This window comes from Vreelandella nigrificans, from assembly GCF_002374315.1.
GTDB lineage: Bacteria > Pseudomonadota > Gammaproteobacteria > Pseudomonadales > Halomonadaceae > Vreelandella > Vreelandella nigrificans.
Map to the genome: position 1 here is coordinate 1 of NZ_NWUX01000038.1, position 24,219 is coordinate 24,219.

At 58.7% G+C, this 24,219-nt stretch carries 16 protein-coding genes; 15 read left to right on the top strand and 1 reads right to left on the bottom strand.

The window, feature by feature from the left end:
- Positions 1-244: 244 nt before the first annotated feature.
- The 5 genes from CPA45_RS21875 to CPA45_RS21895 are packed head-to-tail and all read left to right on the top strand — an operon-like array spanning position 245 to position 5,036.
- Entirely contained in the window at positions 245-679 is a 435-nt protein-coding gene (locus CPA45_RS21875; RefSeq protein WP_096655340.1) for a TIGR03757 family integrating conjugative element protein, read from the top strand.
- Complete coding sequence (locus CPA45_RS21880; RefSeq protein ID WP_096655342.1) at positions 676-1,626, top strand: TIGR03756 family integrating conjugative element protein; 951 nt, start codon at positions 676-678, stop codon at positions 1,624-1,626. The genes CPA45_RS21875 and CPA45_RS21880 overlap by 4 nt, the downstream gene beginning before the upstream one ends.
- 13 nt (positions 1,627-1,639) lie before the next feature.
- Positions 1,640-3,127, top strand: a complete 1,488-nt coding sequence (locus CPA45_RS21885; RefSeq protein ID WP_244287679.1) for an integrating conjugative element protein — start codon at positions 1,640-1,642, stop codon at positions 3,125-3,127.
- The gene (locus CPA45_RS21890; RefSeq protein WP_096655345.1) at positions 3,127-3,507 is read left to right on the top strand and encodes a hypothetical protein; all 381 of its coding nucleotides are present in this window, start codon (positions 3,127-3,129) and stop codon (positions 3,505-3,507) included. The genes CPA45_RS21885 and CPA45_RS21890 overlap by 1 nt, the downstream gene beginning before the upstream one ends.
- The gene (locus CPA45_RS21895; RefSeq protein ID WP_096655348.1) at positions 3,507-5,036 is read left to right on the top strand and encodes a conjugal transfer protein TraG N-terminal domain-containing protein; all 1,530 of its coding nucleotides are present in this window, start codon (positions 3,507-3,509) and stop codon (positions 5,034-5,036) included. The genes CPA45_RS21890 and CPA45_RS21895 overlap by 1 nt, the downstream gene beginning before the upstream one ends.
- A 20-nt stretch (positions 5,037-5,056) precedes the next feature.
- On the opposite strand, the gene CPA45_RS21900 is transcribed toward CPA45_RS21895, so the two are convergent.
- A complete protein-coding gene (locus CPA45_RS21900) occupies positions 5,057-5,449 on the bottom strand; it encodes a hypothetical protein (protein ID WP_096655352.1) in 393 nt (130 codons plus the stop codon).
- 328 nt (positions 5,450-5,777) lie between these two features.
- Here CPA45_RS21900 and CPA45_RS21905 point away from each other — a divergent pair, with 328 nt between their 5' ends.
- The 10 genes from CPA45_RS21905 (at position 5,778) to CPA45_RS21950 (ending at position 24,161) form a co-directional block, all read left to right on the top strand.
- Positions 5,778-9,146 (top strand): helicase-related protein, encoded by a 3,369-nt coding sequence (locus tag CPA45_RS21905; RefSeq protein ID WP_096655355.1) that lies wholly within the window; start codon positions 5,778-5,780, stop codon positions 9,144-9,146.
- On the top strand, positions 9,143-9,811 hold the full coding sequence (locus tag CPA45_RS21910; RefSeq protein ID WP_096655357.1) for a DUF4391 domain-containing protein: 669 nt from the start codon (positions 9,143-9,145) through the stop codon (positions 9,809-9,811). The genes CPA45_RS21905 and CPA45_RS21910 overlap by 4 nt, the downstream gene beginning before the upstream one ends.
- 56 nt (positions 9,812-9,867) lie before the next feature.
- A complete protein-coding gene (locus tag CPA45_RS21915; protein ID WP_208858575.1) occupies positions 9,868-12,567 on the top strand; it encodes an ATP-binding domain-containing protein in 2,700 nt (899 codons plus the stop codon).
- Positions 12,568-12,638: 71 nt separating this feature from the next.
- Entirely contained in the window at positions 12,639-14,531 is a 1,893-nt protein-coding gene (locus tag CPA45_RS21920; RefSeq protein WP_096655360.1) for a site-specific DNA-methyltransferase, read from the top strand.
- Positions 14,532-14,535: 4 nt separating this feature from the next.
- The gene (locus tag CPA45_RS21925) at positions 14,536-16,251 is read left to right on the top strand and encodes an RNA-binding domain-containing protein (RefSeq protein ID WP_244287680.1); all 1,716 of its coding nucleotides are present in this window, start codon (positions 14,536-14,538) and stop codon (positions 16,249-16,251) included.
- An 88-nt stretch (positions 16,252-16,339) separates the two neighbouring features.
- Positions 16,340-19,387, top strand: a complete 3,048-nt coding sequence (locus CPA45_RS21930) for a type III restriction-modification system endonuclease (RefSeq protein ID WP_096655363.1) — start codon at positions 16,340-16,342, stop codon at positions 19,385-19,387.
- Between the two features lie 54 nt (positions 19,388-19,441).
- Positions 19,442-22,462, top strand: coding sequence for a DEAD/DEAH box helicase (locus CPA45_RS21935; RefSeq protein ID WP_096655365.1), 3,021 nt, complete (start codon positions 19,442-19,444; stop codon positions 22,460-22,462).
- 209 nt (positions 22,463-22,671) lie between these two features.
- Entirely contained in the window at positions 22,672-23,322 is a 651-nt protein-coding gene (locus tag CPA45_RS21940) for a hypothetical protein (protein WP_096655367.1), read from the top strand.
- Positions 23,323-23,382: 60 nt separating this feature from the next.
- Complete coding sequence (locus tag CPA45_RS21945; RefSeq protein WP_096655369.1) at positions 23,383-23,880, top strand: transposase; 498 nt, start codon at positions 23,383-23,385, stop codon at positions 23,878-23,880.
- Positions 23,877-24,161 carry a helix-turn-helix domain-containing protein gene (locus CPA45_RS21950; protein ID WP_096655370.1) on the top strand — a complete coding sequence of 95 codons (285 nt, stop codon included), beginning with the start codon at positions 23,877-23,879 and terminating at the stop codon, positions 24,159-24,161. The genes CPA45_RS21945 and CPA45_RS21950 overlap by 4 nt, the downstream gene beginning before the upstream one ends.
- Positions 24,162-24,219: the final 58 nt, after the last annotated feature.

Consider the following 24,219-nt stretch of genomic DNA (forward strand, 5'->3'; position numbering starts at 1 on the left):
CGCGGTGCCGGTGGGCCGGTGTTGGCAGCGAGGGCTGACAATCCACTCAGCCAGCGCCCTCATGAATAAGGCGGGTTCAATTAACCGGGGCGGCGCCGAATGCCAGCATGAAGATGGGTGGCGCTGAGATATTCACAGCTGCTGCTCCAGAAAACATCTTGCGGCCGAGTTAACATTTCCTGATGCAGCTCACAGTAGGGTGCCCAATGCTGTGCGAGTTCCTTGTTCTACTGGAGTGGCAAGCATGGAGAGACGCCAATCATGCCGCTGGCTGGCTGCTTTTGGGTTATCCACCTGCTTGGCTGGCCCTGCAGTCGCTGAGCCAGCTATCGAAGTCTTTACCACTGCCGGGCAACCGGCCGTCAATGTGCCCTCGGGCGTGGCGGTGATCGAACTCGATGCGCCCGGCCGCCTGGATGCCGAGCTGTCGCAAGACCTTCCTGCTGATCCTGAAGTTGCGGAGGCCATGATGCGCGAGCACATGGCGACGTCTGAATGGCAGGAGACGGCCGACCGCTATGCCGATAGCTATCTCGGGCTGGCCAGGGCCTGGCAGCTGGGTGTGGAGAAAGTCCCCGCCGTGGTGATCGATGACCGCTATGTGATCTACGGTCAGCCGGATGTGGCCGAGGCGCTGAGAGAAGCCGAGCAGATAGTAGGGCAGGAGGGCCGCCGATGAGGCCCTTCAAGACGGCGGGGGTTGTGCTGGGCGGCGCGCTGCTGAGCCTGGGCGTGGTGGAGAAGCCGGCCGAGGCGTTGACGACGCCGCAGATCGTCGCCTCGTCGCTCTCCACCCAGTGCCTGGACTACCAGGTCATCGGCATCTGTGTCTGGCTTAACTGCTCCTGGTCGGGCTGCTCGATCCGCACCTCAGTCCAAGTGCGTCACTTCATCCCAGAGCTTGTGGTCTCCAGCTACGAGAACACCGGCGATAACCCCTGGTGGGAGGTAGCGACGCTGTCGCCGCCTCTGGGAGAGGCGCTGGCCGGTGGGCAGAGCACGTCCGATGTCAGCCGGGCTCAGCACGAGCACCTGCGCTTCAAGAACGTGGATGCCATCGGCCACCCGGCCGGCGAGGCCTTCAGCAGCTTCGCCAGCGCTTTCGGCATGACCTGCGCCGGGGCAGCGACGCCTTTTCAGCCTTACCACCTCTCGACCCTGGACGCCTTGGCTTGGCGTAGCGGCATTCCCGAGTCGCTTTACCCCGAGGCGCTGACGCCCGGCATGCGTGAACTGGGCCAGCCCGGCGACCTGTGGGGCAACATCTACCCGCGCAGCGGCTTCCTGACCCAGGTACACGACTACAAGACCGCGGCGACCACCGCCCAGCGCTCCGCCGATGTCGTCACCCGCACCGGGCAGCCCCACGTCTACACGCCGCTGGTGGCCGCCAGCCGCGACGGCTACTGGCCGCCCGGGCCGGTCAAAGAGGGTGACCCCTCTACTCATCGCTGGCAGCGCCTGACGCCCAGCATGAGCAAATCCTGCCGGGTGTGGCCGGACCGCGGCGTGGCCGACACCTATGACGACCGCCTGGATACCGGCGGTGACTACGCCTGGTCGTTGTGGCGCCCCTATCGTTGCTGCAAGCGCCGCGGGCAGACCCTGCTATATGCAGTCCCCTGAAGGAGAGAAGCCGATGAAAGGAACTCGCACGCGACACTTAGCCCTTGCGCCGCTCGCCAGCGCCCTGGTGGTGGGGCTGATGTCTACCCATGCTGCCCAGGCTCAGGCGCAATCCGCCGATGCCCTTTATTACCAGATTGGCGGGGCCTCGCCCTTCAGCGTCTCCGCGGGGCGGGGCTACAACCCCAACGTGCGCGGCATCGGCATCAGCTGGAACATGAATGCCACCTGCGGCAACTTTGATATTGGTGCCACGGTCTCCAACCAGCTCAACGGTATCACCAACGGCTTCCAGAACCTGATGGGGACGGTGGTTCAGAACGCTCAGGGTGCCGTAGCCTCGCTGCCCGCCATGGTCATCCAGCGGGCCAACCCGGGGCTCTATGACCTGCTGAGCAACGGCGTGCTGCAGGGGCGGGTCGATTTCGACCGCGCTTCCATGTCCTGCCGCCAGATGTCCGAGCGCATGGCCGACATGGTCACCGGGCAGGGGTGGCAGCAGATGGCCGCGGCCGAGAGCTGGCAGAGTGCGGCCCAGTCCAACGCCGACGTGGTCGCGGCGCAGGAGCAGGTCGACCAGTCGGGCGGCAATCAAGGCGTGACCTGGGTGGGAGGCCAGCGCCGCGGCGGCCAGGATCAGGCGCCGATTCGCGTGGTGCAGGACACCGCTCGCGCCGGCTATAACCTGCTGCACGGCCGTGACGACACCACCAGCACGGCCCCCATTGCCGGAGGCGGTGGCGGCTGGGGATCGGTGGCCACCAACGAGGGCACCTGGATCGGGGGCGGTGGGCTGGCCGGGGCTTCCGGCGGAAGCGGTTCCGGCGGCTCAGGGTCAGGCAGCGGGGCAGGGAGCTGCCTGGGTGGCATGTGCACGGTCTGGCAGAGCCCGGAGGAGGCCGCCGAGTGGACCCAGACGGTGATCGGCGAGCAGTCGATTCGTACCTGCGACGGCTGCGAACGCAGCGAGACCCAGGCCGGCAGTGGCCTGGTCCGCGAGCTGGAGCGTGAGCAGCAGGAGGTCTACGGCAAGCTCCTGAGTCTGGTCGACGGTAGCGACCCGCTGACCCCGGAGAACCTGCGCCAGGTCTCCGCCGGGGACGGCCTGACCGTCTCCAGAGGAGTGATCGAGGCGCTGCGCAGCGACCCCGAGGCCTCATTGCTGATCCACCGCCTGAGCGGTGAGATGGCCCTGGCCAGGACGCTGACCAAGGCGCTGTGGGCGCGCCGACTGCTGCTGGCCGGCAGCAGTGACCCGGGCATCGCCGACAACGAGCAGGGCATGTCGGCGCTGGATCGCAAGCTGGTGGCACTGGATCGGGATATCGAGTCGCTGCGCTCCGAGATGGAGATCCGCCAGGCGCTGGGCAACAGCGCGGCCGGCATCGCCTTGGAGCGGGCCGCCCGGCGCAGCCAGGGCGCCTCGCAGGGCGAGACCTTCCGTCCGGATGCGGCCCTGGACGGCCGCGGCCGCCCAGCCGGCGAGGAGGGCGGTGACTGATGGCCCCACGTGTTTTCTCCTGGATGAACCCGGCCCGCTGGCCGTCGCTGCTGCTCGCCATGGCGGTGCTGGTTGTCATGTTCCTGCTGAGCGGCGCCATACTCGCCGTCAGTGTGCGCTTGCTGGGAGGGCTCGAGGCCCACCATAGCGCCTGGCAGGCCGCCTGGCCGTGGCTGCTGGCCTGGCGGCTGAGCCTCTACGCCGCGCTGACCCTGGTCTGGTGGCGCAAGGTGCGCCCCCGGGCGGTGGCGCGGCTGCGCCGAGATCGCGACGATGGGCAGCAGGCGCTCGCCAAGCTGCGGCGGCTCGAGCTGATGGCCCTGGGCATCCTGGTCCTGCTGGAGGCCACCAACCTGATCAACCAGCTGGGAGGTGCCTGATGGGAGGCCTGCTGACCGCGCCGCTGGTGGTGTTCGACTACTTTGCCAACGCCATGACGCTGCTGGGCTGGATCATCAACAACGCCATCTGGAACGTCATGGTCGGCACCGGCATCGCCGCGGTGCCGTTCATTACCCTGGTGCTCTCAGAGTGGTTCAAGGCCCGGCAGGAGGGCGACGAGGCAGGGACCAAGGGCATCCTCACGGTCAACCGCATCGAGACCCGGCTCTACGCCATGATCCTGGCCTACGCCTTCACCTGCCTGCCGCTGCTGCAGGTCCAGCTGGCCACCGCCGATATCGACGAGAGCCGCTCGCTGGAGTGCGGCACTCGACAGTTCGCCTCGGGCGGCTGGTCCGAGGGAGCGTTCGGCGCGACCGAGAGCGCGATCGGTGGCCAGCAGGCGAGGATCCCGCTGTGGTGGGCGGGCGTGCATGCAGTGTCCCACGGGCTCACCGCCGCGGCGATCCACGCCATTCCCTGCTCGACGGACTTTGAATCCATCCGCATGGAGCTGGACCTGCACAGCGTCGAAGATCCGGGGCTGCAACAGGAGGTCGGCGAGTTTCAGCGCCAGTGCTTCGGGCCGGCGCGCAACCGGCTGCTGCAGGAGGGCGGCACCATCGAGGCGACCCGCGCCGTGGACGTGGACTGGATTGGCTCGAACTACTTCCAGACCACGCCCGGCTACTACGACAGCTTCTACGCCGGGCGGCCCATCGCCGGCTTCCCCTACGATGCCGACCGGGATGTCTCCCGGCCTAACACCGGCCCGGGGATGCCGGGCTACCCCTCCTGCCGGGAGTGGTGGTCCGCCGAGAGCGTTGGCCTGCGGGCCCGGCTGCACGAGGAGGTCAGCCCCGGGTTCTGGGACGACTTCCGCAGCGTCTTCACCAGCAGCGACGCCGAGGACTACGTGATCCGTCGCCTGGTCAGCCCTCGCTCGGGTGCGGCCAGCGGCAATCTGGATCAGGCGGTGGTGGGCTTTCGCGGGCTGGACGGCGGAGGCTTCTGGGATGCCACCGTGACCGCCGGCGCCATGGTGGGCGGCACCCTGTCGGTCCTGCCCTTCCAGGCCGGCATGGACATGCTCAAGCAGGCGCTGCCCATGGTGCAGGGCATCCTGGTGATGGCCATCATCATCTGCCTGCCCTTCGTGATGGTCATCTCCAGCTACAGCTTCAAGGTCGCCGGCATGGCCACCTTCGGGCTCTTCGCCATGTGGTTCCTGACCTTCTGGTGGGAGCTCGCCCGCTGGATCAACGCCAACCTGGTGGATCTGCTCTACCGCAGCGACGCCGCCAAGCTGAGCTGGCTCTCCGCCGCCAACAACCTCTACGACCGCATGGTGCTGCAGTTCGTGGAGGGGATGATGTTTCTGGTGTTGCCGACGATCTGGGTGGCGGTGCTGGGATGGGCTGGGATGAAGGTCGGCAGCGAGCTCGCAAGAGGCATCGGCGACGGTGGTGGGAAGACTGCCCAAGGAGCAGGGAAGCAGGGAGGGGACAAGGTTCAGTCGAGGTCCTGACCAGTATGGATCCTTCCCCCTCAGTGCTCTGGATCAGAAGAGTATGGAGATCCGCCTGGATCGCTAGAGCTAGGTCCATAGCGGAGATGATCTGGCACATCCTCATGGTCTTCACTCGCCGAGCTGCTATGCAGCACTCCCTGAGCCACACCACCAGCCACCACGGCCGCCCCTCCGGCCACCTTGCCGGCTCCCCGGGCGATGCGCCGCCACCCCTCCTGGGTGGTGGCCGTTTGGGCGGTGGACTTGGCCATGCCAGCGGCCGAGTCGCGCAGCACGCGCAGCGACTCTGTCGTGCTCGCCTGGGTGTGCCAGCCGTCGGACCAGCCTTCCTGCTGCACACCGTCGAGAGCCTTCCGAGCTGCCTGGCGGCCAGCGCTGGCGGCTCGCATCAGTAGTGATTTCAGCGCCATGGGCGTCCCTCCCTGGGTACATCAGCCTTTTAGCATAGACGCTTGCTGGGCGAGCCTCCACTGGGTGGAGCTCACAAAGGGGCGAGGGCAAAGGGTGAAAAGGCAAAAGGCCGGAAGGGAAGGGGGGCTCAAGGGGAAGGGGCTTGCCCCGAAAGGCTGAGTAGGGTGAGCACAGCAAAGGGAAAGGGCAAAGGGTTGCTGCTGTCATCAGCAAGTTGCTGGGGTCTCTGGTGCTCCTTCAATTCACCCCACTTAGCTGTTGATATAAGCTGAGTGCAGCGCAACGAGACCGCCTTCAGGCGGCCAGGGAACTGCAGGGAGCCGCACCATGGAGATCATCGACAACGTCAGCCGGCTGCTCGGCGACGATCTGAAGGACACCCTGCGGCCCGGCGCCCGCCTCAAGATCGCGGCCTCCTGCTTTTCGATTTTCGCCTACGAGGCGCTGAAGGAGGAGCTGGAAGCGCTGGACTCAGTCGAGTTCATCTTCACGTCACCCACCTTCGTCCCAGACCAGGCCAGCGACAAGTTCCGCAAGGAGCACCGTGAGTTCCACATTCCCAAGGCGGAGCGCGAGCGCAGCGTCCACGGCAGCGAGTTCGAGATCCAGCTCAAGAACAAACTGACCCAGCGGGCCATTGCTCGTGAGTGCGCCGATTGGATGCGCCGCAAGGCCCGCTTCCGCTCCAACCGTGGCCAGGCTGCCATGCAGCCCTTTGCCGGCGTTGCGGCCTCAGGCGGCGACACCGTCTACATGCCCCTGCAGGGCTTCACAGCGGTCGATCTGGGCTACCAGCAGGGCAACGCAGTCTCCAATTTCGTCACCCGCTTCAGCGAGCCGGCCCATACCTCCCAGTTCATGGCCCTCTTTGACCAGCTGTGGCAAGACGAAGAGAAGCTCGAGGACGTCACCGAACGGCTGCGCGAGCACATCGCCTCGGTCTACCGGGAGAACGCGCCGGAGCGGATCTACTTCCTGATGCTCTACCATATCTTCCACGAGTTCTTGGAAGACATCTGTGAGGACGTGCTGCCCAACGACCGCACCGGCTACCAGGACAGCGTCATCTGGCAGAAGCTGTTCAACTTCCAGCGTGACGCGGCCACGGGTGTCATCAACAAGCTAGAGACCTACAACGGCTGCATCCTGGCCGACAGCGTAGGGCTCGGGAAGACCTTCACCGCCCTGGCGGTCATCAAGTACTACGAGCTGCGCAATCGCTCCGTGCTGGTGCTGTGCCCGAAGAAGCTCGCCGACAACTGGCTGACCTACAACCGCAACCTGACCACCAACGTGCTGGCCCAGGACCGCCTGAACTACGACGTGCTCTGCCATACTGACCTGCAGCGCACTCGTGGGGAATCCTTCGGCATGCCGTTGGATCGCGTCAACTGGGGCAACTATGACCTGGTGGTGATCGATGAGTCGCACAACTTCCGCAACAACGACGTTTACAAGGATCGCGAGACCCGCTACCAGAAGCTGATGAACCAGGTGATCCGTGCCGGGGTGAAGACCAAGGTGCTGATGCTCTCGGCAACGCCGGTCAACAACCGCTTCACCGACCTGAAGAACCAGCTGGCCCTGGCCTACGAAGGCGAAGCCGAGAACCTGACTCGCCACCTCAGCGGCGCCAAGGACATCGAGGGCATTTTCCGGCGCGCCCAGGCCACCTTCAACGAGTGGTCGGCCCTCCCGCCGGAGAAGCGCACCACGGGTGCCATCCTGCAGGCACTGGACTTCGACTTCTTCGAACTCTTGGACAGCGTCACCATCGCTCGTTCACGTCGGCATATCGAAACCTTCTACGACACCAGCGATATCGGTAGCTTCCCGGAGCGCCGGAAGCCGCTCTCGTTTCACTGCCCGCTCACTCACCGAACCGATGTGATCGGCTTCAACGAGATCTTCCAGCAGCTCTCCCAGCTCAAGCTCTCCGTCTACGCCCCGATCAGCTACATCCTGCCCAGCCGCCTCAAGAAGTACGAGGAGATGTACGATACCGAGGTCTACAGCGGGAGAACCAGCTTCAAGCAGGTGGACCGGGAGAAGAGCCTGCAGGCCCTGATGACGACTAACCTGCTCAAACGCCTAGAGAGCTCGGTGTCAGCGTTTCGCCTGACCCTGGAGGGGCTGCAAGATAGCTACCAGACCATCCTGGATAAGATTGCCGCCTTCAAGCAGACCGGCCGCTCGGAGAGCTTTGCGGATATCACTGCGTCCTTCGAAGACGCCGACCCCGACGACGACAGCATTCCCATGCCGGGCGATACCACGGTGGGCAAGAAAGTCCAGATCAGCCTGGAGGACATGGATCTGCCGTCCTGGGAGCATGACCTGAGCACCGACCTGGTGTGGATCGAGCTGTTGCTGGAGGAAATGGCCAAGGTCACCCCGTCCGACGATGCCAAGCTGCAGCACCTCAAGACGCAGATCGCCAGCAAGCTGGCCTCGCCGATCAACCCCGGCAACCGCAAGGTGATGATCTTCACCGCCTTCGCGGATACCGCCAAGTACCTCTACGACAACTTGGCGCCGGTCCTGCTGGAGAGCCAGGGCGTGCACACCGGGCTCGTGACCGGCAGCGACGCTCCGAAATCGACCCTTGGGGCCATGCCATGTAGCCGCCAGCACTATGACTTCCAAGGCCTGCTGACGCTGTTCGCCCCGCAGGCCAAGAGCAAGGCCATGGTGTACCCTAATGAACCCCGCGAGCTGGACATCCTGATCGGGACTGACTGCATCTCGGAAGGTCAGAATCTTCAGGATTGCGACTACTTGATCAACTACGACATCCACTGGAACCCGGTTCGTATCATCCAGCGCTTCGGGCGCATCGACCGCATCGGCTCGCCCAACGCCAGCATCCAGCTGGTCAACTACTGGCCAGACATCAGCCTGGACGAGTACATCAACCTCAAGGAACGCGTCGAGAACCGTATGGTGATCGCCGACGTTACCGCTACCGGCGACGATAACGTGCTCAACGCCCAGTCCAACGACGTCGCCTACCGTCGTGAGCAGCTGCGCCGCCTGCAGGATGAAGTGGTGGAGATGGAAGACCTTAAGTCCGGCGTGTCGATCACGGACCTCGGCCTGAACGAGTTCCGCATGGACCTGCTGGGCTACATGAAGGAAAACGGCGACCTGAGCCGTATCCCGAATGGCCTGCATACCGTCGTGCCGGCCCGCCCCGAGAAGGGCCTGGAGCCCGGGGTCATCTTCACCCTGCGCAATCTCAATCAGCGGGTAGGGCACCAAGGAAGCGGCCTGCAGCAGCAGAACCGCCTGCATCCGTTCTACTTGGTCTACATCAGCCATACCGGCGAAGTGATCAGCGATTACACCGAGGTCAAGCGACTGCTCGACTTGGCTCGCACCGCATGCAAGGGGCTGGGTGAGCCCGTCGAAGCCGTCTATCGGGCCTTCAACGAGGAAACCCACGATGGCCGGGAGATGCACGCCTATTCGGAACTGCTGGATCAGGCCATCCGCTCGATGATCGAGGTGAAGGAGGATAAGGACATCGACAGCCTGTTCAGCGGCGGCGAGACCACGGCGCTGGTGGATACCATCGAAGGGCTCGACGACTTTGAACTGATCACCTTTATCGTCATTCGTGACGCGGGCTCGGCCCTAGACACAGGTACGGAGCGCCGTGCGGCCAATGGAGAAGGCGAGAGTAAAGCACCATGACGGCACCGCTCTACCAGTACCCCGCCAAGACGCTGCTCGGCCGTGTGGTGGCCAAGCAGCGCATCCTGGCGCATGTGAGAGCCACCGCCAAGCTCAGGGAGCGCCTGCGGGATGAGGTCGCCCAGATCACCTGGCATGCCAAGCTGGCTCATAGCACGCTCAATCTGCCTGGCACCGAGGATGTGCCGGAGCTGCAGGTCTTCGTGATCACCCTCAAGGGCGAGGACCTGCACCGAGACGTGCTGCGGGCCATCGACCGTGCCATTCCCTTTCCGATCCTGTTCGAGCTCAACGGCGCTCGCGGCATCCGTGCCACCGCCGCCTACAAGCGGCCCAGCCAGGCCGATCCCAGCAAATGGGTGCTTGATGACCACTACGCCAGCAGCGACTGGCTGCCGGCCGAGACGCCTCGGCAGCCGCTGCCCACGGCCATCGATCTGAAGCAGCTCTACCAGCAGCTGCTGCGCAGCCTGCTTCCCGCACCGGCACGTCAGGGTGAAGCCTTGCCGGATCAGCTGGATCGCTTGAGGGCCCTGGAAGCCCTCAAGAAGGACGCGGCCACCCTCGAGAAGCGCCTGCGCAACGAAAAACAGTTCAACCGCAAGGTCGAAATCAACGGCGAGCTGAGCTCGATACGCGAGAAAATTGCCGACTATGACACCTGATCACGATCGCAAAGGTCGTCCGCCAGAAAAAATAACTAGACCGGCAGGGATGAGGGATGATGATGCAAAGTCTGAATGAAAATTCGAGAGACTATATTGAGAAGGTTGCTACCGAAGCGCTGAGCCAGTTCGACAACATTGCTGAGGCCGCCAATACCAAGCTTCACGATGGTCAAACGCTAGGCTCAGAGGCTCTGGCAAGCATCAACACGTTGACCTCCAGTACGACCATCCAGAAACTGGACCAGATCAGCCAAGCCAATCGAGAGAGCTATCGAATATTGGCAGACGAACCGGCAATTGCTCGTGTTGTCGTGATGGATGAGAAAGGTGAAGAGCGCACCTACTACATTTGCCGCACCACGCCGGTTTCAGGCTTCCCCAATCTGGCGAGCTACCGCGCTCCAGTTGGCCGCTTGGCGTCCTTGGCTATCGGCACTGAGTTCACACTGCCTAACGGCAAAGTTGTCGAAGTCTTGGAGCGTGCTCAACTCAGACCTGCCGCACGGGCTGACGGCTGGGACTCATGTGATACGGTGGTGGAAGCCGAGCATGTCGGCCCGCTCACCGTCGAGTCGTTACGAGCGCTACTGGCTGAGGTTGCAGGAGAAGAGGTCACCGAAGACCTATTGGAGCAACTGCTGGCTGAGGAGTCAGTAAAAGCTAACATCTTCGACGGCGTGCGCCGCAGCGTTATCACCAAGATGGGGTTGCGCGATCAGCCCGTTCTGGATCAATATCAGGATGAGATATTCCGTCTTCCCCTCGACAAGCGCCTGCTAATTCTAGGTCCACCCGGCACAGGAAAAACCACGACTCTGATCCGCCGCCTCGGTCAGAAACTAGACACCGCATTCTTGGAAGAGGGTGAACAACGTCAGATTGAAATGGTGGCTTCCGCCCGGGGCGTCGCGCATGCCAACAGTTGGCTGATGTTCACACCCACGGAATTGCTCAAGCAGTACCTCAAAGAAGCCTTTGCTCGGGAAGGCGTTCCCGCCTCCGATCTGCGCATCAGAACATGGCAGGACTACCGGCGTGAGTTGGCCAGAAATGCTTTCGGCGTGCTTAGAACTGCCACGGGCGGTGGCACCTTTGTCCTGAAGGACGGTCTGCCAAGCTTAAGGCCAGAGGCATTGGATCGCCCGACCCAGTGGTTTGATGACTTCAATGCGTGGCAGCGCAATGCATACATGCAGGAGCTGCACGAAGCGGTCAATATACTCCGCGAAGCCAAGGCGCCAGAAGTCCAGAGCTTGGGCGCGCGTCTGCACAGTGCCTTAACACAATCGAGCGAAGGCGGACTTGCATCTACATTTTCCTCACTGGCGGTCGAGCTCTCCAAAGTGCAGGATCTCGTTGCCAGGTTGAAAGAAACCTCTGACGGAAAAATTAAAGCCGCGCTTAACCTCCAGCTCAACCGTAACCGTGGGTTTCTGGATGAATTGGCGCGCTTCATCGATGGCCTGCAGCAAGCTCAGACCACCGACGTCGACGACCAAGACGATCTCGATGAGGAAGAAGATCCTACTGGCCCGCGCACGGTGCGTGCCGCCGCACTGAACGCCTACATGCAAGCCGTGCGTGCCCAAGCCCGATCTGCAGCTTCAAAGCGCACGGTCAGCAAGTCGTCTCGTAATGGCAAGATCATCGAGTGGCTTGCAGAGCGTGGCATGACGGAGGCCGACCAGGCCGAGGTGGGTGCGAACCTACTGGTGCAGACGTATGCGCGCCGCTTCATGAATCCGGTGAAGCGGTATCTTGACGGTATTCCAAGGCGTTACCGAACGTTCAGGCGCGAACGACAGCAAAACGAGAGCTGGTATCACAATGTAGGCTTTGAAGCCCGCGATATTCATCCGCTCGAACTGGACATTGTACTGCTCACGATCCTGCGCGCCGCAGGTGATCTGACCAGTCGGCCCAACGTTCAGCGCGATATCGATAGTCCCGCCTGGGCATCGCTCCAGCCCATCCTGGGGCATTACCGTAACCAGATTTTGGTGGATGAGGCGACAGATTTCTCGCCGATCCAACTCGCTTGCATGGCCGCCCTCGCACATCCTCGGCTGCGCTCATTCTTTGCGTGCGGCGATTTCAACCAACGGCTGACCGCCTGGGGCGCACGAACTTCTGATGACTTGAAGTGGGTATTTCCTGACTTCGACATCAAGGAAATCACTATCTCCTATCGCCAGAGCAAACAACTCAACGAAATGGCCCGTGCCATGATCCGTGCCGTAGGTGGCGCCGAACAGTACGCCAGCCTGCCCGTGCACATGGACAGTGCAGGAGTTGCACCGGTTTTGTTGGAGTATGCAATCGATGAAATTACTGTGGTGCATTGGCTGGCAGATCGCATCCGTGAAATAGAATGTTTCGTCGGCCAGTTACCCTCTATTGCCATCTTTTTAAACGTAGAAGATGAGGTGGTGGCAGTGGCTGAAGCGCTCAATACCGCGTTGGCCGAGCACAACATTCAGGTAGTCGCTTGCCGCGAGGGGCAGGCCGTTGGTCAAGAAAGTAATGTGCGAGTGTTCGACATTCAGCATATCAAAGGCCTGGAGTTTGAGGCGGCATTCTTCGTCGGCATTGACCGACTCGCTGAACTGCATCCGGCCTTGTTCGATAAATGCCTGTATGTAGGCACCACACGGGCGGCCACATACCTGGGTGTGACCTGCGTTGGCAAATTGCCGGCCGCTATTGAGAGTCTACGCTCTCATTTTGGTCAGGACTGGCACCAAAGCGACTGAATATTCAAGCTATATTTTGACAAATTCAACCGTAAAGACTTTTTATAGAGCGTCATCTACAGGACAAGGTTATGGAAAAACTGAAGATGCATTCGCCCAACCTGACCGAGGACAGTATCGCCAAGCTGGCCGAGCTGTTCCCCAGCTGCGTCACCGAAGCGCGGGATGAGCAGGGGCGGATGAAGCAAGCCATCGATTTCGACCAGCTGCGCCAGGAGCTCTCCGATCATATCGTCGAGGGTCCCAAGGAGCGTTACCACCTCAACTGGCCCGGCAAGCGGGAAGCTCTGCTGGCGGCCAATGCACCAATTGCCAAGACCCTGCGCCCTTGCCGGGAAGAGAGTGTGAGCTTTGACACCACCAAAAACCTTTTCATAGAAGGGGATAACCTGGAGGCCCTGAAGCTTCTTCAGGAGACTTACCTGGGTAGGGTGAAATTGATTTATATAGATCCGCCCTACAACACGGGGCGTGAATTTATCTACGACGATGACTATCGCGAGTCCTTTGACGACTACCTTGATTCGTCAGGGCAGCGTGATGATCAAGGTGGCCGGTTAGTTGCCAACACCGAAGCCAATGGACGATTCCATTCGGACTGGCTATCTATGATGTATCCTCGGTTGCGGCTGGCAAAGAACCTTTTATGCGATAACGGCGTGATCTTCATTTCTATTGATGATCACGAAGTTGACAACCTTAGAAAGCTGTGTGATGAGGTTTTTGGCGGTGAGAATTTTATCGCACAAATCATCTGGCAAAAAGTTTACGCACCAAAGAATTCAGCTTACTGGTTCTCAGAAGACCACGACTATATTCTGGTCTATGCCAAGGACAGGGTCTCATGGAGGCCAAATAAGCTGCCGAGAACGGCAGAGATGGAAGCACGTTACAAAAACCCAGACAACGACCCACGTGGCCCGTGGAAAGCTGCGGACATGTCCGCAAGAAACCGTTATGATGCTGGGGTTTATCCGGTAACATGTCCCTCTGGAAGAGTTATTAAAGGACCCCCTGTAGGAACGTACTGGCGTTATAGTGAGAGAAAATTCAAGGAGCTTGATGCCGATAACAGGATATGGTGGGGTAGTGATGGCGACAATGTTCCTGCCATTAAAAGGTTCTTGTCTGAGGTGTCTTCGGGAAGGACTCCGCAAACCATATGGTTTTATAAGGATGTAGGACACACCCAAGATGCTAAGAAAACTCTGCTGAAATACGTAGATTTTCAAGAAACAGAAAATGTTCTTAATTCAGTAAAGCCCGTTGAGCTGATACAGAGGATCTTGCAGCTATCCACATCGCCAGATGGCAGCGACATTGTGCTTGATTTCTTTAGCGGAAGCGCATCGACAGCCCACGCAGTGCTTAAGCAGAATTATGAAGATGGAGGGAGGCGCCGTTTCATTGGGGTGCAAATTCCCGAGCCGCTTCCCAAGCCTGAGCCCGAGCTTGGCTCAATTTTTGAGATGGGGGCTAAACGTATTAAAAACTACGCCAAAGAGGTCTCATCAGAAATAGAGGACCAGAAGGCTGGCTCTATTGATCTTGGCTTTCGCGTCATGAAGATTGATTCGTCAAACATGCGAGAAACTCACTATTCACCGGACGCACTTAGCCAGGACCTGATCTCGGAGAATATCGATAATATCCGTGAGGGCCGGAGTTCAGAAGACCTGCTCTTCCAGGTCCTGCTGGATTGGGGCGTAGACCTTTCCCTGCCCATCTCCCGCCAGGAGATGGATGGAAAAACCATCTTCTTCGTCGATGGAGATGAGAAGCATATGGCTCTCGCCGCCTGCTTCGACCTCGATATCGACGAGGCATTTGTCAAGCTGCTCGCCGAATACGAGCCGCTGCGCGTGGTATTCCGCGATGCCGGCTTTGCCAGCGACAGCGTCAAGATCAACGTCGAGCAGATCTTCGCCCAGAAGTCGCCCAATACCGACGTCAAGGTGATCTAGGCCCATGAACATGGACGAGCAGGCGCTGAAGCAGTTGCTGCACTCCCTTATCGAGCGCTGGGAGAGCGAGGTGGTCGAGTTCAAACGCGGTGGCAAGGGCTTCTTCACCTCGGATCTCGGCAAGTACCTCTCGGCGCTGGCCAACGAGGCGAATCTACGCGCCTGCGAAAGCGCTTGGCTGGTCTTTGGCATCGACGACAAGACACGGCGCATCCTGGGGTCCGAGTACCGCCAAGCCTCCGGCGAGCTCGACCGGCTCAAAATGCAGATAGCCGACGGTACCGAGCCCAGCATCACCTTCCGCGACATCCACGAGCTGGAGACCCCAGAAGGCCGGGTGCTGCTGTTCGAGATTCCACCTGCACCGATGGGCATGCCCATCGCCTGGCAAGGGCACTACTTTGCTCGCGCCGGGGAGAGTCTGACCGGCTTGGGCCTGGACAAGCAGGATGCGATCCGGCGACAGACCGACGCCACCGACTGGTCCGTGCAGTTGGTGCCGAATGCCACGCTCGACCATCTCGACCCTGAGGCGGTCAGCAAGGCCCGAGAGTCCTTCGCCAAGAAGTACGCCAACCGCTTCGAGCCCGGCGAGGTAATGGGGTGGCCGCTACCTACCTTCCTGGACCGCGCCAAACTGACCTTGGACGGCAAGGTGACCCGGGCGGCCCTCCTGCTGCTCGGCAAGGAAGAGGCGGCGCCGCTGCTATCCCCTCATCCCGCTCAGCTGACTTGGAAGCTGGAGGGACCGGAGCGGGCCTACCAACACTTCGGCCCGCCGTTCCTGCTGGCCACGACGCGGCTCTACCAGCAGATCCGCAACGTGCAGGTGCGAATCCTGCCGGAGGACCAGCTGCTGGGCGTGGAGCTGGCCAAGTACGACCAGCGGATCGTGCTGGAAGCTCTGCACAACTGCATTGCCCATCAGGATTACGCCCGCAACGGCAGGGTCCTGGTCACCGAAGAGCCGGACCGGCTCATCCTGGAAAACGCAGGGGGCTTCTTCGAAGGCAGGCCGGAGGACTACGTCACCGGCCACAAGACACCGATGCACTACCGCAATCCCTTCCTGGTAAACGCCATGGTCGAGCTGAACATGATCGACACCATGGGCTACGGCATCCACGAGATGCACCTGGGGCAGGCCAAACGCTACCTTCCCATGCCGGACTATGACGTAACCGACCCCTCCCGGGTGCGGCTGACGATCTACGGCAGCATCGTCGAACCGGCCTACACGCGCATGCTGATCAAGAAGACCGAGCTCTCCCTGCAGGAGATCCTGGCCCTGGATCGCGTACAGAAACAGCTGCCGCTCGACAAGGAGATGGTGAGTCGTCTGCGCCGCGCCAAGCTGATCGAAGGCCGGCAGCCCAATCTGCGCGTCTCCGCCGAGATCGCTACCGCAACGGCGACCAAGGCCCAGTACATCCACACCCGTGGGCAGGATGACGCCTTCTACGCCAAGCTGGTGATCGATTATCTGGCCAAGTTCGGCTCCGCCAGCCGCCAGGAGATCGACACCCTACTGTGGGACAAGCTCAGCGATGCCCTGGATGAGCCAAAGAAGAAGACCAAGGTGGGCAACATCCTGACCAAGCTGCGACGCGCTGGCCAGATCCGCAATGCCGGCAGCCGCGGTGCGCCGGAATGGCGACTGGTGCGGGACGATGCAGAAAGGTCTGCAGAAAGAAACGGCGGTTCTGCAGAAAGAAACTGAACGAAAATCTGTTTAAGTTATTGATTTTAAAATTAAAGCATCGAGAGCCCTTTCTGCAGGCTCCGATGCCGGTGCAGAAAGGAAGGCCATGAAGCTCAAGTTCAAGACTCAGGAGTACCAGACGCGGGCAGTCGAGGCGCTGGCGGACTGCTTTGCTGGCCAGCCCTTCAGCAGCGGTATCCGCTACCGCATCGATCCGGGCGAGGCAGCGCCCCTGGCGCAGCCAATGCAGTGTGACATGTATGCCTCGCCAGATTCCGACGACGCCGGCTTCAAGAACGCCGCGCTGGAGCTGACGGAGCTTGAGCTCCTGAACAACATCCGGACCGTGCAGCGCCGCCAGAACCTGCCGCTCTCCGACGGCTTGAAAAAGGATGACAAGACCGGCTGCCCCTACAACCTGGACGTAGAGATGGAGACCGGCACCGGCAAGACCTACGTCTACCTGAAGAGCATGTTCGAGCTGAAGCAGCGCTACGGCTGGAGCAAGTTCATCGTGGTGGTGCCCAGCATCGCCATCCGCGAGGGGGTCTACAAGTCGCTGCAGATCACCGCCGACCACTTCCTGGAGAGCTACGGGGAGAAGGCGCGCTTCTTCATCTACAACTCGAAGCAGCTGCACAACCTGGAAAGCTTCTCCTCGGATGCCGGCATCAGCGTGATGGTCATCAACGTGCAGGCCTTCAACTCCCGTGGTGCCGACAACCGCCGTATCTACGATGAGCTGGACGACTTCCAGTCACGGCGCCCCATCGACGTCATCAAGGCCAACCGGCCGATTCTGTTCCTCGATGAGCCACAGAAGATGGAAGGCGGCAAGACGCTCAGCTCACTGAGCGAGTTCAACCCGCTGTTCATCGTGCGCTACTCAGCGACCCACAAGACGACCTACAACAAGATCCACCGCCTGGACGCCTTGGACGCCTACAACCAGAAGCTGGTGAAGAAGATCTCGGTGCATGGTGTCACCACCAAGGGCCTCACCGGTACCGATGCCTACCTCTACCTGGAAAATATCGAGACGGCCAAGAACAAGCCTCCTGTGGCCTGGGTCGAGTACGAGGAGAAGTCGGCCAGCGGCGTGAAGCGCAAGCGCCGCAAGCTGGGCAAGGGCGATAACCTGCATGCGCTGTCGGATGGGCTGGACCAATACAAGGGATTCGTCGTCTCGGATATTGATGCCAGGATCGATCAGCTCAGCTTTACCAACGGTGTCGAGCTCACCGCTGGAGAGGTCACCGTCGATGTCACCGAGAAGGCGCTGCGCCAGATCCAGATCCGCGAGGCGGTCAAGGCGCATTTCAAGAAGGAGCAGCTGCTGTTCTCCCAGGGGGTCAAGGTGCTCACCCTGTTCTTCATCGACGAGGTGGCCAAGTACCGCCAGTACGATGAGGGCGGTGAGGTGCTGGGCGAGTACGCCCGGATCTTCGAGGAGGAGTACAACCACCAGCTCAACCAGGTGCTGACTCTGGAAGACAGCGAGTACAACCGTTACCTGAAGGGCATCAGTGCCTCGGATACCCACAACGGCTACTTCTCCATCGACAAGAAGTCCAAGCGCCTCGTCGACCCCAAGACCAAGGCACGCTCGACCGAGACAGACGATGTCGATGCCTACGACCTGATCCTGAAGGACAAGGAGCGCCTGCTCTCCTTCGAGGAGCCCACGCGCTTCATCTTCTCCCACTCCGCCCTGCGGGAGGGCTGGGACAACCCCAACGTGTTCGTCATCTGCACGCTGAAGCACAGCGACAACACCATCTCCCGGCGTCAGGAGGTGGGACGCGGCCTGCGCCTAGCGGTCAACCAGCTGGGGGATCGCATGGACGATCCGCTGACGGTGCACGACATCAACGAGCTGACGGTGGTCGCCAGCGAGAGCTACAAGGATTTTGTCACCGCCTTGCAGCGCGACATCAGCAATGATCTCTCCGAGCGCCCGCGGGTCGCCGATGAGGCCTACTTCACCGGCAAGCTCCTCGTGTCAGATGAGGGTGAGGTAGAGGTCACGCCCGCCATGGCCAAGGAGATCTACCGCTACTTGCTCAAGCACGACTACACGGATAACGCCGACCATATCACCGAGGCTTACCACCAGGCCAAGGAGGACGGCACCCTGGCCGAGCTGCCGGAGGCGCTGCAGCCGCACGCACAGCAGGTCTTCCAGCTGATCGACAGCGTCTTCAGCAACGCCCAGCTACCGCACATCGAGGACGGCCGAAAGTCCAAGCTCAACCCGCTCAACGACAACTTCCACAAGAAGGAGTTTCAGGAACTCTGGGAGCGCATAAACCGCAAGGCGGCCTACTCGGTCAGCTTCGATTCCAACGAGCTGATCGAGAAATGCGTGGGCTATCTGGACCTGAAGCTCAGTGTGAAGCGCCTGGAGTATCAGGTGGAGCGTGGCACGCAGAAGGCCGAAGCCAGTTACCAGGACATGACTAGCGGGCAGGCCTTCACCGTCAACGAGAGCGAGCGGGTCAAGCATGATGGCTCGCTTCACTCGGCGGTCCAGTACGACCTGATCGGCCGCCTGGCCGAGGCCACGCAGCTGACGCGGCGTACCGTGGCGGCGATTCTCTCCAAGGTTCAGCCGAAGACCTTCAAGCAGTACCAGATGAACCCCGAGGACTTCATGGCCCAGGCTGCCAGGCTGATCAACGAGCAGAAGGCCAGCATGGTGGTCGAACACATCAGCTACGACCCCATCAACGAGCAGCACAGCCGCGAAATCTTCACCATCGAGAAGCCGGAGAACCAGCTGGATCGAGCTTACAAGGCCAAGCGTCATGTCTTCGACTACGTGGTGACCGATTCCAAGATCGAGCGAGACTTCGTCGAAGAGCTCGACACCGGCAAGGAGGTGGTGGTTTACGCTAAGCTGCCGAAAAGCTTCTTCATCCCGACCCCGGTGGGCAACTACAACCCCGACTGGGCCATCGCCTTCAACGAGAACGACGTCAAGCACGTCTACTTCGTGGCTGAGACCAAGGGCAGTATGTCATCCCTGGAACTGCGCGAAATCGAGCAGGCCAAGATCAAGTGCGCCACGGAATTCTTCGACACCATCGCCACGGCGAAGGTGAAGTATGATGTCGTGGACTCCTATGACAAGCTGATGGATCTGGTGCGATGATGATAAAATAAACAATAATTATAGGAACGCAAATTACAGCTATGAGGCAGGGATATGTCAAATAGAAAAAACAGAGTTATAGAGAGGGAGCATGGAAGCGTAAAACTGTGTTTTTCCTCTGATAGGGAAGACCTATTCGAGAAGAGATTTGAGGAAATTTCAGAATCTGTAAAAAAGTCTTGGAGAAATTCTATAAGAGTTACTCCTGTCGACGCACTTGACCCAAGCTGTGAAATTAACAGCTTACGGCAGCCTCAGGTTTCAGCACTATTTTCTATCTTGTCCAGCCTGACTGGTCACGAAAGGAAAGATGTTACTGTTGTGATGCCGACAGGAACTGGTAAAACTGAAACAATGTTAGCTTCCATATGCGGGTTGCCTGTTGATAGAGCATTGGTGGTAGTGCCTACAGATAGCCTGCGCGAACAAACTTTCAATAAGTTTATCGGCTTGGGGAAGCTGAGAGAGTTAAATGCGATACATAACGAAACCCTCAACCCAGTAGCTGCGTTGATCTCGGGAGGTCTTGAAAGCAACGAAGAGCTTGATTTTCTTCTCTCCGCCAATGTGATTGTGACTACACCGCACTCTTTGAACCTCACGGCTCCACAAATCAAGAATAAAATATTTCAAGATTGCAGCCACTTGTTTGTAGATGAAGCTCACCACGTTAAAGCTAAAATTTGGCGATCTGTGAAAGAGGCATTTTCTGGAAAGGATGTTGTTCAGTTCACAGCCACTCCGTTTAGGGAAGATCGGGAGAAAGTAGGAGGGAAAATAATTTACAATTACCCGATTTCCCTGGCGCAAAAAAATGGGTATTTCAGAAGCATTGCATTTAAGTCTATCTACGAAGTCAGTGATATTGTTGGTGATGAAAAAGTCGCTGAGACAGCAGTAGCTCAACTACGAGAAGACTTATCGAATGGCTATGACCACATCCTTATGGCAAGGTGTGAGACAAAGCAAAGGGCAAATGATGTGGGGAGGATTTACAAGGAAAAATATGGTGACTTAAATCCAGTTGTTATTTATAGCGGGATGGCGGGAAAGAAAAAAAAGTTGAAGGCGGTTGTTGATAAAAAACACCGGATTGTTATTTGCGTTAACATGCTAGGTGAAGGCTTTGATCTGCCAGAGCTAAAAGTTTGCGCCTTGCATGATATACATAAAAGCTTACCCATAACTCTGCAGTTTGCTGGGCGATTTGTACGTGATCGTCCTGATTTAGGAGACCCTACCTTTGTAGCAAACATCTGTGACCAGAAGGTCGAAGATACGTTAAAGAGCCTTTATGAAGAAGATCCTGATTGGAATAGGTCTCTCCAAAGAATCAGTGAGGTAAGCATTAAGAGAGAAGTAGACTTTCAGGAGATTATTGATAACTCAATAACAACAGGAAGTGAAATTCCGCTGGAAAATATAAAGCCAGCTCTAAGCGCAATTGTCTATAAAGTAGATTCTGCAAATTTCGATGTTGATGCCTCAAAATTACCTTTGGAAAGAGGAGAGAGTCTCGCAGCTTCAATAAAAATATCAACCTCTAATGTTCTAGTGCTAGTGACAAAAATAGATATTGCTACTAAGTGGGCTCCATTATCTGAGTTGTCTCAAGTCGAGTGGCGTCTTGTTATCGCTTTTCATGATGATAAGGAGGGCTTGCTATTTTTACATGATTCATCTAAAACTGGAACCAGATCTCGCTTGGTGAAATCTCTGGCAAAGAACCCGGATCTCCTAAAGGGTGATAATGTTTTTAAAAGCTTTGGAAACGTCGAAAGACTGGTTTTGCAAAATGCTGGACTTAATAAAGGTAGGCGTGGCCCTTTGCGCTATGTGATGTATACAGGCATAGATATCGAAACTGCAATCAATGAATTGGCCCAAGGTAGCTCTTATAAGTCAAACTTATTTGGAAAAGGGTATGAGAGTGGTTCAAAGGTTAGCATTGGCTGCTCTTATAAGGGGCGGGTGTGGTCTATGAGTAGCGCGCCGGTAATAGATTGGATAGATTGGTGCCGAGGCATAGGAAGTAAGCTAAATGATAATGGCATAAACCCCCATTCTATCCTAGATAAGGTTATGAGAACAAAAGAGGTCAATGCTGTTCCTGACTTAGTTCCGATATGTCTGGATTGGCCTGACTACTTGTTTGAGCATGGTTTCTCGTCAGTAAGCTTAGAGGTCATGGGGAGATCCTATAACCTTGAGGATGCCTTTTTTTCAATTATTGAGTTTAAGTCCGGAAAGATTTTTTTTGATGTTTCTGTCGGTGGGTTCTCAGAAAAATATAGCCATGAGATTTCCCCGAATGGATATCGGATTAAAAGGTTGGATGGAGACCATCTGTATATAAATAACAAAGATGGCAGAAGGCCCTTGTTGGAGTTTTTTGATGAGGAAGAGTCGCCTTCGGTATTTTTCGAAGATGGGTCTAAGTTGTTCGAAAACCTGCACATTGTTCGCCCAGATAACTTTACCATCCCTCATTACAGAATGGATCTTCTAAAGCAGTGGGCTTGGAAAGTAAATATAAGAAGAGAGTCGCAAGGAGAAGAGAAAGATAATGATACCATACAGCATGCTGTACTGCTAAAACTTGTAGAGCAGCATGAAAGTTGGGTCGTATTTGATGACGACGGTGCTAATGAAGTGGCTGACATAGTCTCATTTAGAGATGAGGGTGAAAGTTTGGCTATTGAGTTCTACCATCTGAAATATTCACACGGCGATTCTCCCGGGTCTCGGATTATTGATTTTTACGAAGTTTGCGGCCAAGTAGTCAAGTGTTGTAAGTGGGTTGGAGAGTTTGATAAATTAATTGATCAGTTGAAAAAAAGAGAGCGCTCTCGTGTCAGTGACAAAAGACCTAGCCGAATAGAAAAAGGCGAACATCGCGACTTTGAGTTGCTAAGGCAACATGGTGGCCGCCTTAGAAAAGATTATAGGTTTTACATTGTTCAGCCAGGCTTAAACACGAGGAATGTTAGTGATGACGTATTATCACTTCTTGGGTCAATAGATTTATATGTCAAAGAAACAACTGGCAATAATTTAACAGTAATTGGAAGCTGATGGTGGTGCCTATGGAACCGCTGATCAATTCGGTTTCGAGCAGCTGAGGGGTCAGAGTGACACAATCACTGCGTCAGCGATCTTTTTCTGACCACCTATCTACCATTGCTTGCTATCTCGCCCCCGGCTGACGCTGGCGGTTGCGGCGGTGCCGAGTCTTGCCGCCAGTGGTACCCTGATGCCATCGCTCCCGCCTCGACGAGTCGCCAATGCGCCAGACCACCTACCGCCACTACCCCAGCTTCACCCGCCGTTACGTCCGCTCGGTGATGAAGATGATGGGCTTGCCCAAGAAGCCCGGCATCGAGGCGGAGATCTTCGGCCAGATGGTGCTCGATGAGCAGGTGGTGCACTCCATCAATGGCGAGGTGCTGATGCTGGAGTGGCACCATGGCCGCGAGGGCAGGGTGGTGGTTCCGGAGCCTTCGCTGTCCGCGTGGCTGCAGACGGTGCAGCTGAGCAAAGTGCAGGGCGACGCCTGGTCGTGGCCCTGGGAGTTCAGCACCCTGTCGTTCCCCACGTGCCAGACCTTCCATGGCCATCCGGTGGACGGTGCCCTGGTCGCCTGGATTGACTCCACCACGCTACCCAGCCGCTACGAGGCCTTCCTGCGAGCCCACGACAACCCGCACGGCGTGGATATGTTGGGGCTCGGCGACCCGTGGCTGATTGTGGCGATCCACAACCCGCTGGATACCCAGCCGAGCCTCAATCCCACCATGCTGCGCGGCGCCTTCACGCCGCAGCAGATCACTGACTTCATCAACCGCGAGGCGATCGACCATGCCGGCGGTCGCGCCCAGCCGCTGGCGGACGAGGAGGGGATGATCCTGCGCGAGGTGCCCCCAGTGTCAGGATGACTGTCGTGCCCTCTGATACCCTGTTCCTATAAACCGATCAGGGGGCGAAAGGAGACACTCATGCCTCGTTACTCAGAGGAGCGCCGGCAAGCCGTGGTCACCAAGCTGCTGCCTCCCCACAACCTCTCCCCGCAGGTGATCGCGGAGCAGGAAGGGATCTCGCTGGGCACCGTCTACACCTGGCGCAAGCAAGCCCGCGCCGAGGGACGTTGCCTGCCGGACGCGCTGGGCAAAGGCACCGATGGCTGGTCGTCCAAGGACAAGTTCAACGCCGTGCTTGAAACCGCCTCGATGAATGCTCAGGAGACCGCGGAATACTGCCGCCGTCGGGGCATCTTCCCCGAACAGCTGGGGCGGTGGCGGCATGACTGCGAGCAAGCCGCCAGCCTCTCGCACTCGGAACGCCAGCGTGAAGCCGACGCGGCCAAGCAACAGCGCAAGCGCATCAAGGCGCTGGAAAAGGAGCTCGCCCGCAAGAACGAGGCCCTGGCGGAGACCGCAGCGTTACTGGCCCTCAGAAAAAAGGCGAGGGCGATCTGGGGGGACGAGGACGCATGATCAGCACCCCAGATCGCCAACGCGCCATCGCGCTGATCGAAGAGGCCAGGGCCCAGGGGGCCCGCCTGGAGGCCGCCTGCCGAGAGCTGGGCATCACCGCCAGGACGTACCAGCGCTGGACGCGCGGCGGCGAGCTGCACGAGGACCAGCGCCCTTTGGTCGGCCGGCCGGTGCCGGCTAACGCGCTAACACCGGCCGAAGAACAGGAGATCCTCGACGTGTGCCACCGCCCCGAGTACGCCAGCCTGCCGCCAGAGCAGATTGTTCTGGTCAAGTCGTAGCGGACACTTTTATTAAGCTGCTTCCGCGATTTTCTCGATCTCCCTTGGCGCGTGGTAG

Excerpts from the sequence above, each read along its gene's own strand:
- CPA45_RS21950 (WP_096655370.1), top strand. The coding sequence starts at position 23,877 with ATGATCAGCACCCCAGATCGCCAACGCGCCATCGCGCTGATCGAAGAG.
- CPA45_RS21905 (WP_096655355.1), top strand. The coding sequence starts at position 5,778 with ATGGAGATCATCGACAACGTCAGCCGGCTGCTCGGCGACGATCTGAAG.
- CPA45_RS21935 (WP_096655365.1), top strand. The coding sequence starts at position 19,442 with ATGTCAAATAGAAAAAACAGAGTTATAGAGAGGGAGCATGGAAGCGTA.
- CPA45_RS21920 (WP_096655360.1), top strand. The coding sequence starts at position 12,639 with ATGGAAAAACTGAAGATGCATTCGCCCAACCTGACCGAGGACAGTATC.
- CPA45_RS21885 (WP_244287679.1), top strand. The coding sequence starts at position 1,640 with ATGAAAGGAACTCGCACGCGACACTTAGCCCTTGCGCCGCTCGCCAGC.
- CPA45_RS21930 (WP_096655363.1), top strand. The coding sequence starts at position 16,340 with ATGAAGCTCAAGTTCAAGACTCAGGAGTACCAGACGCGGGCAGTCGAG.
- CPA45_RS21890 (WP_096655345.1), top strand. The coding sequence starts at position 3,127 with ATGGCCCCACGTGTTTTCTCCTGGATGAACCCGGCCCGCTGGCCGTCG.
- CPA45_RS21875 (WP_096655340.1), top strand. The coding sequence starts at position 245 with ATGGAGAGACGCCAATCATGCCGCTGGCTGGCTGCTTTTGGGTTATCC.
- CPA45_RS21940 (WP_096655367.1), top strand. The coding sequence starts at position 22,672 with ATGCGCCAGACCACCTACCGCCACTACCCCAGCTTCACCCGCCGTTAC.
- CPA45_RS21900 (WP_096655352.1), bottom strand. The coding sequence starts at position 5,449 with ATGGCGCTGAAATCACTACTGATGCGAGCCGCCAGCGCTGGCCGCCAG.
- CPA45_RS21895 (WP_096655348.1), top strand. The coding sequence starts at position 3,507 with ATGGGAGGCCTGCTGACCGCGCCGCTGGTGGTGTTCGACTACTTTGCC.
- CPA45_RS21910 (WP_096655357.1), top strand. The coding sequence starts at position 9,143 with ATGACGGCACCGCTCTACCAGTACCCCGCCAAGACGCTGCTCGGCCGT.
- CPA45_RS21915 (WP_208858575.1), top strand. The coding sequence starts at position 9,868 with ATGATGATGCAAAGTCTGAATGAAAATTCGAGAGACTATATTGAGAAG.
- CPA45_RS21880 (WP_096655342.1), top strand. The coding sequence starts at position 676 with ATGAGGCCCTTCAAGACGGCGGGGGTTGTGCTGGGCGGCGCGCTGCTG.
- CPA45_RS21945 (WP_096655369.1), top strand. The coding sequence starts at position 23,383 with ATGCCTCGTTACTCAGAGGAGCGCCGGCAAGCCGTGGTCACCAAGCTG.
- CPA45_RS21925 (WP_244287680.1), top strand. The coding sequence starts at position 14,536 with ATGAACATGGACGAGCAGGCGCTGAAGCAGTTGCTGCACTCCCTTATC.